The sequence below is a fragment of the Pseudoduganella sp. genome (assembly GCF_041914865.1).
Classification (GTDB): domain Bacteria; phylum Pseudomonadota; class Gammaproteobacteria; order Burkholderiales; family Burkholderiaceae_D; genus Rugamonas.
Genome location: NZ_JAYSCO010000005.1, coordinates 114038 through 126404 on the forward strand (window position 1 = coordinate 114038; position 12367 = coordinate 126404).

Sequence of the window (12367 nt, forward strand, 5' to 3'; positions counted from 1 at the left end):
CTAAGAGGTAAAATTGATTATCTCTACCGAATCGATAGCATTCCCATGAAACTCGCCACCCTGAAGGACGGAACCCGCGACGGCCAGCTGATCGTCGTGTCCCGCGACCTGAAAACTGCCGTGGTCGCCGATGGCATCGCGCGCAGCCTGCAGCGCGCCCTGGATGACTGGGCATTCATCGCGCCCCAGCTCGACGAGCTGTATCGCCAGCTGAACGACGGCAAGGCGCGCCGCAGCTTTGATTTCGAAGCGAAACATTGCATGGCGCCGCTGCCGCGCGCCTACCAGTGGGCCGATGGCTCGGCCTACGTCAACCATGTGGAACTGGTGCGCAAGGCGCGCAACGCCGAAATGCCGGCCTCGTTCTGGGAAGACCCGCTGATGTACCAGGGCGGCAGCGACGATTTCATCGGCTCCTGCGACGATATCGAGCTCAAGCACGAAGAGTGGGGCATCGATTTCGAATCCGAGATTGCCGTCATCACCGACGACGTGCCGATGGGGGCGACGCCCGACCAGGCCTTCCAGCAGATCCGCCTGCTGGTGCTGGTAAACGACGTTTCCCTGCGCAACCTGATCCCGGAAGAGCTTGCCAAAGGTTTCGGCTTCTTCCAGTCCAAGCCGGCCAGCAGCTTCTCGCCGGTGGCGGTGACGCCGGACGAGCTGGGCGAGGCCTGGAAAGACGCCAAGGTCCACCTGCCGCTGCGTTCGACCTGGAATGGCAAGCTGGTCGGCCAGCCGAACGCCGGTGTCGACATGGTGTTCAACTTCGCCCAGCTGATTTCGCACCTGGTGAAAACCCGCAATGCGCGCGCCGGCACCATCGTCGGCTCTGGCACCGTGTCGAACAAGGACGCCAAAAAGGGTTATTCCTGCATCGCCGAGAAGCGCTGCCTGGAAATGATTGCTGATGGCAAACCGATAACTTCCTTCATGTCCTTCGGCGACACCATCAAGATCGAGATGCTGGATGCGGACGGCAAGTCGATTTTCGGCGCCATTGACCAGCAAATCTGGCAATTGGGCCGGCCCAAGGCTGCGCCGGAAGCCGTCCCGGCCCCTGAGGCAGCCGAGTAAAGCCGGAATTCCCTGCCTTTTCCATCGATAGCTCTTGCCCCGCCGCAGCCATAATGGCACGGTCGATAACAGGAGCGGTAGATGGCTGAAGATAGCGAAGCCGAAAAAACAGAACCCGCGTCACAGAGGCGCCTCGAGCAGGCGCGTGAAGAAGGGGACGTACCCAGGTCGCGTGAAGTGGCGACCTTTACCGTCCTGATGGCGGCGGGTGCCGGCCTGTGGATCACCGGTTCCAGCCTGGTGCGCGAGTTGAGCCGCAGCCTCACGTCGGGGCTGTCGCTGACGCGCGAGCAGGTCTATAACCCCGACGTCCTGGTCAACCGCATCCTGGTCGATGTCGTGCATGTGCTGCTGGCCTGCCTGCCGCTCGGTGTGGCGGTGATGGTGGTGGCGCTGGCGTCGCCGCTGCTGGTGGGCGGCTGGCTGTTTTCGAGCAAAGCCTTCACCCCGAATTTCATGAAGCTCAACCCCCTGACGGGCTTGGGCAATATGTTCTCCACCAACTCGCTGGTGGAGCTGGTCAAGGCCATCATCAAATCCATCCTGGTCGGTGTGGTGGCGTATGTGGTCATCGCGCGCCAGCAGCAGGAGGTGATCGGCCTGATGGCCGAGCCGCTGCATATGGGCAGCGTGCACGTGCTGAATATGCTGGCCTTCAGCTTCATGGTGATCGTCGGCGCGCTCGGCTTCATCGCCCTGATCGATGCGCCGTACCAGATGTGGCACTACGCGAACAAGCTGAAAATGACGCGCCAGGAGGTGATCCAGGAGTCCAAGGAATCGGACGGCAACCCGCAAATCAAGGGCAAGATCCGCCAGCTGCAGCGCGAAATGGCGAAGAAACGCATGATGCAGGAAGTGCCGACCGCCGACGTGGTGGTGACCAACCCGACCCACTATGCGGTGGCGCTGAAGTACACCGAGGGCGGGCAGGGCGCGCCGCGCGTGGTGGCCAAGGGTACCGACGAAGTGGCGGCCAAGATCCGCGAGCTGGCGAAGGAGCACCGCGTCGCCATCCTGGAAGCGCCGCCGCTGGCGCGTGCCCTGCACAAGCACACCGAAATCGGCGACGAGATCCCGCCGCGCCTGTACGCCGCCGTGGCGGAAGTGCTGGCCTATGTGTTCCAGGTCAAGGCCTATCGTCCAGGCCTGCGTTATCCAGACCGTCCGACCAGGCTCGATGTGCCGGACGATATGGACCCATTGAACAAGAAACAGTAACGGAGTAGAAGAATGAACGCCCTGAATATGCCGCCATGGATGAAAGGCCTTTCCGGCAACGGACAAGCCTTGGCTGCGCCAATCCTGATCATCATGCTGCTGGCGATGATGATCCTGCCCTTGCCGGCGTTCGTGCTCGACCTGTTCTTCAGCTTCAATATCGCGCTGTCGATCATCGTGCTGCTGACCAGCCTGTACACGGTCAAGCCGCTCGATTTCATGGCCTTCCCGACCGTGCTGCTGATCTCCACCATGCTGCGCCTGGCCCTGAACGTGGCCTCCACCCGCGTCGTGCTGACCGAGGGCCATACCGGCCCGGACGCCGCCGGCAAGGTGATCGAAGCCTTCGGCCACTTCCTGATCGGCGGTAACTACACCGTCGGTATCGTGGTGTTCGTGATCCTGACCATCATTAACTTCGTGGTGGTCACCAAGGGCGCGGGCCGTATCGCCGAAGTGGGCGCGCGTTTCGCCCTGGACGCGATGCCGGGCAAGCAGATGGCGATCGACGCCGACCTGAATGCGGGCCTGATCGGCGAGCCGGAAGCGCGCCGCCGCCGCAACGAAGTGGCACAGGAAGCGGAGTTCTACGGCGCCATGGACGGTGCCTCCAAATACGTGCGCGGCGATGCGATCGCGGGCATCCTGGTCACGGTGATCAATATCGTCGGCGGCCTGCTGGTGGGCATGATCCAGCACGACATGCCGTTTGCCGATGCGCTGAAAAACTATGTGCTGCTGGCTATCGGTGACGGCCTGGTGGCGCAGATCCCGTCGCTGGTGATCTCGATCGCGGCCGGTATCGTGGTCTCGCGCGTGGCGTCGGAATCGGATATCGGCACCCAGGTGATCGGCCAGCTGTTCGCCAAGCCGCAAGTCATGTACATCACCGCTGCCATCATCGGCGGCATGGGCCTGATCCCGGGCATGCCTAACCTGGTCTTCATCCTGCTGGCTGCCGCCCTGGGCGGCGCCGGCTACCTGCTGCAGAAGCAGGCCAAAGAGAAGGCGCAGGCGGCGGAGGCGGAGAAGGCGGCCGGTCCCGGCGGCGCAGGCCCCGGCGGCGGCGCCCAGGCCGCGCCGGAACAGGAAGAGGCAACCTGGCAGGATGTGCTGGCGGTCGATACCCTGGGCCTGGAAGTGGGCTATCGCCTGATCCCGCTGGTGGACAAGACGCAGGGCGGCGAGCTGCTGAAGCGCATCAAGGGCATCCGCAAGAAATTCGCGCAGGAAGTGGGCTTCCTGGCGCCGCCGGTGCATATCCGCGACAACCTGGAACTCAAGCCGTCCGCCTACCGCATCACGCTGAAAGGCGTGGAAGTGGGCACGGGCGAGGCCTTCAACGGCCAGTTCCTGGCGATCAACCCGGGCATGGCCAGCGGCACGCTGCCAGGCATGGTGACCACCGACCCGGCCTTCGGCCTGCCGGCCATCTGGATCGACGCCGCGCTGCGCGACCAGGCCACCGGCATGGGCTATACCGTGGTCGATGCCGGTACCGTGGTGGCGACCCACCTGAACCACCTGATCACCACCCATGCCTCCGAGCTGCTGGGCCGCGCCGAAGTGCAGGCGCTGCTCGACCACCTGGCCAAGGAGTCGCCGAAGCTGGTGGAAGACCTGGTGCCGAAGATGCTGTCGCTGTCGGCCCTGCAGAAAGTGCTGCAGAACCTGCTGGCGGAAGGCGTGCATATCCGCGATATGCGCACCATCATCGAGACCCTGGCCGAGTTCACGCCGCATACGCAGGATCCGAACGACCTGACGGCGCAGGTGCGTATCGCGCTGGGCCGGGCCATCGTGCAGCAGCTGTTCCCGACTGGCGGCGAGCTGTCGGTGATGACGCTGGATAACCGCCTGGAGCGCCTGCTGGTGCAGGCCATGCAGACCGGCGGGGCGGACGCGGCGGGCATCGAGCCGGGGCTGGCCGATACCATTGCGCAGCAGGCGGCGGCGGCCACCGCGCAGCAGGAGGCGCTGGGTGTGACGCCGGTGCTGCTGGTGCCGGGCGCGCTGCGTCCGCTGCTGTCCAGGTTCCTGCGCCGCGCGCTGCCGCAGCTCAAAGTGCTGTCGCATGCGGAGATCCCGGAAACCAAGACCATCCGCGTGACTTCGCTGGTCGGCGCGCAGTAAACCGTGGTTTCCCGGTTTTGAATTAAGAGGCATTTCCCAAGCTATTCCACCGATTGTTACCTCCATGCATCGTCAATAATTTGACCATGTGAGAAATCTGCGGAGTAGCTGGAATGAACGTCAAAAAATTTACCGCCCCAACGTCGCGCGAAGCGCTGCGCAAAGTGCGTGAAGCACTGGGTCCGGATGCGGTGATCCTGTCCAACCGTGCCGTTGACGGCACCGTGGAGATCCTGGCCCTGGCCGGCGACGATGCCGCCGCCCTGGCCCCGCACTCCGCCGATTCCCCCATGTCCGCCCCGGCGCCGCAACTGGAGCTGCCGACCAGCGTGGCGCCGGCTTTCGCCCCGCTGGCCCCGGCCGCCCCGGCAGCGGCCGGCTACGAGCCCGCGCCAGCCCTGGTCGCCCAGCCGGCGGCGCAAGTGGTGCGCGCCAGCCCGCGCCCGGCCCCAGCGGCACCGCGCGCCCCGCTGCGCGCCCCGGCCCCGGCACCAGCACCGGCACCGGCACCGGCCGCGCCCGCGCTCGACATGGACCGCATCTCCAGCCTGGTCGCCGAGGCCGTGGCCAACGCCAAGGCCAACGCCGCGGCCGAAATGAGCAGCATGATGAGCGAGCTGCGCGCCATGCGCGGCATGATGGAAACCCAGCTCAATGAACTGGCCTTCAGCAACACCGCCCAGCGCGAACCGCACAAGACCGCCGTCATGCGCGAGCTGCTGGCGGGCGGCTTCTCGGCCAGCCTGGCGCGCTACCTGGCCGACAAGCTGCCCGCCGCGCGCGACGCCGCCGAAGCGCTGCAGTGGGCGCGCACCGCCCTGGCGCGCAACATCAACGCCATGAGCAACGAGGACGCACTGCTGGAAAAGGGCGGCGTGTTCGCCCTGGTCGGCCCGACCGGTGTCGGCAAGACCACCACCACCGCCAAGCTGGCCGCGCGCTGCGTGATGCGCCACGGCCCGGAAAAACTGGCCCTGATCACCACCGACGCCTACCGTATCGGCGCCCACGAACAGCTGCGCATCTACGGCAAGATCCTGGGCGTGATGGTGCACTCGGTAAAGGACGAAGCCGACCTGCGCATCGCCCTGAATGAACTGAAAAACAAGCACACCGTGCTGATCGACACCGTCGGCGTCAGCCAGCGCGACCAGATGGTGGCCGAGCAGGTCGCCATGCTGCAGGGCGTGTCGAGCGCCGTGCAGCGCATCCTGTGCCTGAACGCCACCTCGACCCAGGAAACTTTGTCGGAAGTGGTGCGCGCCTACCAGGGCAGCGGCCTGGCCGGCGCCATCATCACCAAGCTCGATGAAGCCGCCTCCATCGGCTCCGCGCTGGACGTGGTGATCCGCCATAAACTGCGCCTGTTCTACGCCTCCAACGGCCAGCGCGTGCCGGAAGACCTGCACCTGGCCGACCCGGCGGCGCTGGTGGAACGCGCCTTCGGCGGCCAGTCCGCCCCCAGATTCGGCGACGCCGAGCTGCCGCTGCTGATGGCCGGCGCCGCCCACGACCCAATGCTGCGCGAGGTACGCCTTGGCTAATTTCGATTTCGACCAGGCCGAAGGCCTGCGCCGGATGCTGGCCGGGCCCCGGCCACGCATCATCACCTTCCTCTCGGCCACGCCGCAGGACGACAAGGGCGCCATGCTGGTCAACCTGGGCGCCTCGCTGTCGCAGGCCGGCAACGACGTGCTGCTGGTGGACGCCTGCGCCAGCGCCCATGGCGTCGCCTCGCGCCTCGGCCTGGACGGCGGCGCCAGCCTGCTCGACGTGGCGCGCCAGCGCTGCGGCCTGAACCAGGTGATCCACGCCGCGCCGCAGGGCTTCAATGTGGTGTCGATGACGCGCGGCGAAGCGCGCCGCGGCCCGGACGAAGGGCGCCGCCTGGCCAAGGCCTTCGACGTGCTGGTCAAGCAGACCGGCATCGTGCTGGTGGACGGGGAATTCGACGGCGAGGCCTTCCCGGTGCCGCTGATGGCCAGCTCGGAAATCGTGGTGCAGGTGTCAAACAGCGCCACGTCCATCAAAAATGCTTATATGATGATCAAGCGGCTCAACCATGAACTGGGCCGCCGCCCCTTCGGCATCCTCGTCACCGGCGCTTCGGAGGCCGAAGCGAGGGTGGTTTACGATAATATGGCGCATGCGGCAAGTCGTTACCTGGCAGTCAACCTCGTTTCCATGGGGTCGGTGCCGGCGGACGAATACCTGCAGCGTGCCGCGCGGCTGGGTCGGGCGGTGGTGGACGCCTTCCCGCTGGCTGGGGCTTCGGTGGCGTTTCGCCAGCTGGCCGGTCGTTTTGCAATGGGGAGCTGCAACCATTTTAGAGCCTGAAAAGAATTAGAACCTTTATGTACACGGTCAAAGGGAAGGTGGACAAGGATTCCTTGCTGACGGAGCATATGCCGTTGGTCAAGCGCCTGGCCCACCATATGAAGGCAAAATTGCCGCCCAGTGTGGAAGTGGATGACCTGGTACAGGCAGGCATGATCGGCTTGCTCGACGCAATCAGCCGCTATGAAGAAACCCATGGCGCCCAGTTCGAGACTTACGCGGTGATGCGCATCCGCGGCGCCATGCTGGATGAACTGCGCAGCTCCGACTGGATGCCGCGCTCCATGCGGCAGGACATGCGCAAGATTGAAAACGCCATGGCCACCTTGCAGCAGCGCCTGGGGCGTCCGCCGAGCGAATCGGAAGTGGCCAAATCGCTCAAGCTCTCGCTGGCCGACTACCAGGAAATGCTGTCCGAAGGCGGCGGCCACCAGCTGGTGTACTACGAAGATTTCCACGAGGAGGACGGCAATGACAGCTTCCTCGACCGCTATGCCCATGATGAAGATGCCGATCCGCTGCGCGCGCTGCTCGACACCGACTTCCGCCAGGCTGTGATCGACGCCATTGACGCACTACCGCCACGCGAGAAAATGCTGATGGGCCTCTACTACGAAGAAGAGTTGAACCTGAAAGAGATCGGCGCCGTGATGGGCGTGTCCGAGTCGCGGGTTTCGCAATTGCACACACAAGCCGTGGCGCGCCTGCGTGCCTCGCTGCGGGAGCAGGCATGGACTGGTCCAGCGTAGCCGGGGTGCTGCTGGCGCTGGCCGGCATCATCATCGGCCAGGGACTGGAAGGGGGCAAACTGAGCTCCCTGCTGCAGCCGGCTGCGTTCTCGATCGTGATCATCGGTACCTTCGGCGCCGTCCTGCTGCAGACCCGCGTGCCGACCCTGCGCCGCGGCCTGTCGATGCTGCGCTGGGTGTTCCAGCCGCCGCCGGACACGCGCGCCCAGCTGGCGCGCGACATCAACAACTGGAGCCAGATTGCGCGCCGCGACGGCCTGCTGGCGCTGGAGCGCCCCATGCTCGGCGCCAAGGACAAATTCATCGCCAAGGGCCTGCGCATGATCGTGGACGGCATCCAGCCGGACAAGATGCGCCAGATGCTGGACATGGAAATCACCGCCTTCGAAACGGCCGAACGCCAGGCCGTGCGCATCTGGGAATCGGCGGCCGGCTACTCGCCCACCATCGGCATCCTGGGCGCGGTGCTGGGCCTGATACACGTGATGGAAAACCTGACCGACCCGAGCAAGCTCGGTTCCGGCATTGCGGTGGCTTTCGTCTCGACCATTTACGGCGTCGGCCTGGCCAACCTGTTCTTCTACCCGATCGCCAACAAGCTCAAGGCCATCGTCACGCGCCAGGTCTACCAGCAGGAGCTGGCGGCGGCCGTGTTCTACGATATCGCCACCGGCGACTTCACGCGCGTGATCGACGAACGGATCGCGACGCTGATGCGGGAGCCGTGACATGCAATACCGCCGCGCCCGCCGCAAGTTCGACGACGATCCGGAAAACCACGAGCGCTGGCTGATTTCCTACGCCGATTTCATCACCTTGCTGTTTGCCTTCTTCGTGGTGATGTACGCGATTTCCTCGGTCAACCTGGGCAAGTACAAGGTCTTTTCCGATGCCCTGGGCGACGCCTTCGGCGGGGCCGGGGCCGCGCCGCCGACCAATACCGAAGTCCAGAGCCTGCCGATCCCCAACCCGGCGCAGCGCAAGCGCAATGAGCAGATCAAGCGCGAGAAGGAGCAGATGCAGCGCCTGGCCAAGGACTTGTCGAGCACCCTGGCGCCGCTGGTAAAAGAGGGCAAGGTGCGCGTCACGCAGAACAGCCGCGGCGTGAGCGTGGAGATCAATGCCTCGGTCCTGTTCAATCCCGGCGACGCGCGCCTGACCTACGAATCGCGCGAGGCGCTGACCGCCGTGGCAACCTTGCTGAAGGACGACCCGCACGCGGTGCAGGTGGAAGGGCATACCGACAACACGCCGATCCGCAATGCGCTGTTCCCGTCGAACTGGGAGCTGTCGGCGGTGCGCGCCGGCACCGTGGTGCGGCTGTTCATCGAATCCGGCATCGCGCCTTCGCGCATGACGGCCGTGGGCCACGCCGACAACCAGCCGGTGGCGCCCAACGAAGATCCGGAAGCCCGCGCCCGTAACCGGCGCGTCGCGATCACCATCCTGTCCGGGATTCCCGATCCGGCGACCGAAATTCCAACCCGGTAAACCTGGGTCAGACCCAAGGGTCTGACCCTTGGGTCTGACCCAGGTTTACCGGGTTATACGGGTTCAAGCCCGCAACCGTTCGCGGGTTTCCACCACCACACCGCGCCCGCGCCGCTGCCGGCGCCACCACCACAGCGCCCCCAGTCCCAGCGCCGCCGCCAGTGCCGCCGCTGCGGGCCACAGCGGCGCCTCGGCATGGCGCCGCGCCTTCTCATCCATCAGCTCCTGCGGGAACGGCCGCGGCGCCGTCGGCACCACCTGCCACTTGCTGCGGTCGGCCGGCGCACGCGCCATGAACTCATCGATCGAATAAGCCGGCGCCGAGCCGAACGCACGGCTGGACGGCACCTGCGGAATGCGCACCAGCAGCAAAGCCGCCACATCGGCGCGCAGCTGCTGCTCGAAGCCGCCCAGTTGGCGCCCGGCGCGCCCCTCCAGCATGCGCAGCAGGTCATTGCCCAGCGCATCAAACGCCACCGCCGGGTAAAGGCGCGTCTGCTCCTCCGTGAAATAGGCATACGCCTTGCGCCCGCTGGCGATACTCATCTCGCTTGCCGCCATATAGCCGAACGCGCCGAAGGCCTTGAGCCGGTTGGTCGGCCCGTGCAGCGGCCACTGCCAGCCCAGCTGGCGCAGCACGTCCAGGCTGATGCCGGCGCAGTTTGCCTGCGCATGCTGGTAGCTGAAATGGTGCGCATAGAAGGACTGGAACACCTGCTGCACATTGCGCTGGTAAGCCTGCGCCGTGCGCGCATCGTCCAGCACCGCCACCAGCATGTAGGAGGGGCGGTAGTACTGCTGGCCGCTGTTCAGGTCCATCAGGTAGGCATCCATCGGCACCATGGAGGCCACGATGCCTTTCTCGCTGTACGAATCGAGCCCGTAGAAGTTGTTGACCAGCCAGTCCGACCATTCGCCGCGCGGCCCGATCTTGCCGGTCGCAATGGCAAAGTGGCCGCCGTACGCCTCGTCATCGTCGCCCTGCGCGCCGTTCAGCATGAAGGCCAGCACCGGCTTGCCGGCCAGCGCCTGCGGCGCGGTGCCGGGCCGCTGCCAGATCTTGCGTACGGCGAAGTCGCTACGCGCACCGCCGCCGGCTTCGCGCACAAAGGCTTGCAGGCCGTCCGCGCCGGCCACGGGGCGCACCGGCGCCGCCGTATTGAGCGTGAAGTCGCGCGGCCAGATGGTGCGCGCTACGAACTGCGCACTGCCCGGATCCCATTGGCCGCGCACGCGCACCTCGCGCTGGCGGAAGAACGCTTCCGAGCTGGCATCGAAGTAGGAGCGGTTGCTGGCCAGACGAGGCGCCAGGCGCAGGTCCAGGCTGGCGCCGTCGGGCAGGTGCAGGGCCTTGCCGTCGTAGCGCGCCTGCGGCACCAGCTGCGGCGAACCGAGCCAGATCAGCCCCGGTGATTCAGCTGCAGCGCGGGGCTGGCTCGGCACGGCCACCAGGTCGTCCTGGAAATACCACAGCGCTTGCGGCTGGCCGCAATCCTGGCAACGGCCGTTCGCCAGGCGGAACTGGTCGGCACGGTACAGGCCGAAATGTTCGCCGGCCAGTGCCGGCTGGGTGACCGCGTGGGCGGCGAGGGGGAATGCAGCCTGGGCTGCGAGAAAAAGTGCTGGAAAAAATGGGCGCATTCGCCCATTATGCAATGTTTAATCCCGGCACCGTTTGAGAAAAATCAACCCGCGATAAAGCCGCGGCGGGTACCACTGCCCGTCGTCATGCCGCTCGGGCCGTAGACGGTGGTTTGCTGCGGGCGCAGCGCTTGCAGGGCGCCCTGGGTGTGGCCCAGGTGTTTGTTGATCAGTACGCCGTTCAGGCGGTTCAGTTCTTTGGCGGCGCGGGTCTGGTCCAGCAGGCGCTGCCACAGCATATTGGCGGCGTCGTCATGCTGCGCGTCCAGCCACGATTCCATGCCCGCTTCCATGGCGGGATAGCCGGCATCGGCCAGCGCCTGGTGGCGCACGGTGGCCAGCGCGGCCATTTCATTGACCAGGGCCGATTTTTGCGGCGTCAGCGCGGTCAGGTGCTCGATGTCTGCCGCGACCAGGTCCTGCTGTTCCTGTTTCAGGACCTCCAGCAGTGCGGTGATCTTGTCCAACTCAGCCTGCAGGCTGTGTTTCGGCGAGACAGCGGCCATCATATTTCCTTAACGTTGCTTACGCGAGTGCAGCAGGTCGCGGACTGTTTCCAGCAAACCGTCTGCCACTTTTTCCGAATTGACCTGGAACTGGCCGTCAGCAATCGCCATCTTGATGCGTTCGACTTTCTTGGTGTCGAACACGGCGTTGCTACCGGCAGCGCCACTGGCCGCCAAAGCCTGTCCTTGCGCGGACAGGCGCACATTGTCGGTACTTGCCTGCGGTGCGGACGCGGTCGCGGCGGCGGCTTTTTCCGCGCCACGCGCGTTCGTGCCCGTCGCGGGCGAACTTGGCAAGCCCGGCGTGTTCTTCAATGTATCGTTGATCTTCACAGCTTTATCCTCGTCTGGTTGGAGGCCTTTACCCCGGCATACGAGTCTTTTACGGCAGCCTCCGGCCAAACTTTAGCTGGCGACCGGCAATTCCTTATTATTTTTTGTCAAAATGTCACTTCCACCAAACCGCCCGGGCGGGCAATGCCGCTGATTTGCTGGCCATTGCCGGTACGCACCGCCACCACCTGGCCATCGGCGGCCGAGCCGGCTGCCTTGCCTTCGGCCGACACCGAGAAGCCATTGCCTTTCGAGACCAGCTTGACCAGCTGCCCTTGCAGGACCACCGGTTTCGCTTTCACCAGGTCGAGCCGCAAGGGCGTACCTGCCGAAATGGAAAGATTGCTGGTGCGGCCAATCAATTGCGCCTTGTCCGTAGCAATGCCAGGGGGCAGGGCGGTCAGCTCGCCTTGCATCAGCGCCAGGTGGCCTTCCTCGATCGCCTGGCCCTGGGCCAGCGGCACGGCGGCGGCCACATAGCTGCCCAATACCGATACCTGGGATTGAATATATACCGTCCAAGGCGAAGGCGCCGCACAGCGTACACCCACCGTGGTCTTGCCCCAGGCGCGCGCGCCTGGCATCAGGAAAGCTTCCGGCGCCGGGCAGGGCGCCAGGTTCAGGCGCGGGTCGACGGCGCCCACGCTCACTGTAACCTTGCCCGGCAGACCGGCGGTCTGGACTTGCAGGAACTGCTCTGCCGCCTGACGCAGCGCGGCCGGCTCCATGCGGGTTGGGGCGGACGCTGCCGGGGCGGCCATGGCGACGGCGGTGGCGGCAATGGTGGCCACCAGCAGGGCGGCGGTGAGGAGTTTGCGTTTCATAGGGCACATCTTAGCCCTCGCGCGAAGAGTGAAATGGAGGAATAGGGGTAAAAAC

The 12367-nt window shown here is 65.3% G+C and carries 12 protein-coding genes; 8 read left to right on the top strand and 4 right to left on the bottom strand.

Annotated features, from left to right (window positions below; all coding sequences use genetic code 11):
* Positions 1-45: 45 nt before the first annotated feature.
* The 8 genes from ACE3TQ_RS04080 to motD all read left to right on the top strand — a co-directional run bounded on the left by ACE3TQ_RS04080 (position 46) and on the right by motD (position 9008).
* Positions 46-1077, top strand: coding sequence for a fumarylacetoacetate hydrolase family protein (locus ACE3TQ_RS04080; protein ID WP_374580666.1), 1032 nt, complete (start codon positions 46-48; stop codon positions 1075-1077).
* A gap of 81 nt (positions 1078-1158) precedes the next feature.
* Positions 1159-2298: a flagellar biosynthesis protein FlhB gene (gene flhB / locus ACE3TQ_RS04085; protein ID WP_374580667.1), complete on the top strand. Its 1140-nt coding sequence runs from the start codon at positions 1159-1161 to the stop codon at positions 2296-2298.
* Between the two features lie 12 nt (positions 2299-2310).
* On the top strand, positions 2311-4431 hold the full coding sequence (gene flhA / locus ACE3TQ_RS04090; RefSeq protein ID WP_374580668.1) for a flagellar biosynthesis protein FlhA: 2121 nt from the start codon (positions 2311-2313) through the stop codon (positions 4429-4431).
* 113 nt (positions 4432-4544) lie between these two features.
* Positions 4545-5975 carry a flagellar biosynthesis protein FlhF gene (flhF, locus tag ACE3TQ_RS04095; protein WP_374580669.1) on the top strand — a complete coding sequence of 477 codons (1431 nt, stop codon included), beginning with the start codon at positions 4545-4547 and terminating at the stop codon, positions 5973-5975.
* On the top strand, positions 5968-6768 hold the full coding sequence (locus ACE3TQ_RS04100) for a MinD/ParA family protein (RefSeq protein WP_374580670.1): 801 nt from the start codon (positions 5968-5970) through the stop codon (positions 6766-6768). The genes flhF and ACE3TQ_RS04100 overlap by 8 nt, the downstream gene beginning before the upstream one ends.
* A 17-nt stretch (positions 6769-6785) precedes the next feature.
* Positions 6786-7517 carry an RNA polymerase sigma factor FliA gene (locus ACE3TQ_RS04105; RefSeq protein WP_374580671.1) on the top strand — a complete coding sequence of 244 codons (732 nt, stop codon included), beginning with the start codon at positions 6786-6788 and terminating at the stop codon, positions 7515-7517.
* A complete protein-coding gene (locus ACE3TQ_RS04110) occupies positions 7499-8245 on the top strand; it encodes a flagellar motor protein (RefSeq protein WP_374580672.1) in 747 nt (248 codons plus the stop codon). Before ACE3TQ_RS04105 ends, ACE3TQ_RS04110 begins: the two co-directional genes overlap by 19 nt.
* Position 8246: 1 nt before the next feature.
* Complete coding sequence (gene motD / locus ACE3TQ_RS04115; RefSeq protein ID WP_374580673.1) at positions 8247-9008, top strand: flagellar motor protein MotD; 762 nt, start codon at positions 8247-8249, stop codon at positions 9006-9008.
* Between the two features lie 63 nt (positions 9009-9071).
* Here motD and ACE3TQ_RS04120 read toward each other — a convergent pair whose 3' ends face one another.
* From ACE3TQ_RS04120 to flgA, 4 genes are all read right to left on the bottom strand, one after another.
* Complete coding sequence (locus ACE3TQ_RS04120; RefSeq protein ID WP_374580674.1) at positions 9072-10649, bottom strand: hypothetical protein; 1578 nt, start codon at positions 10647-10649, stop codon at positions 9072-9074.
* A 44-nt stretch (positions 10650-10693) separates the two neighbouring features.
* Complete coding sequence (locus tag ACE3TQ_RS04125) at positions 10694-11158, bottom strand: flagella synthesis protein FlgN (protein WP_374580675.1); 465 nt, start codon at positions 11156-11158, stop codon at positions 10694-10696.
* 6 nt (positions 11159-11164) lie between these two features.
* Positions 11165-11488 (bottom strand): flagellar biosynthesis anti-sigma factor FlgM, encoded by a 324-nt coding sequence (flgM, locus tag ACE3TQ_RS04130; protein ID WP_374580676.1) that lies wholly within the window; start codon positions 11486-11488, stop codon positions 11165-11167.
* Between the two features lie 107 nt (positions 11489-11595).
* On the bottom strand, positions 11596-12312 hold the full coding sequence (gene flgA, locus ACE3TQ_RS04135; protein WP_374580677.1) for a flagellar basal body P-ring formation chaperone FlgA: 717 nt from the start codon (positions 12310-12312) through the stop codon (positions 11596-11598).
* Positions 12313-12367: the final 55 nt, after the last annotated feature.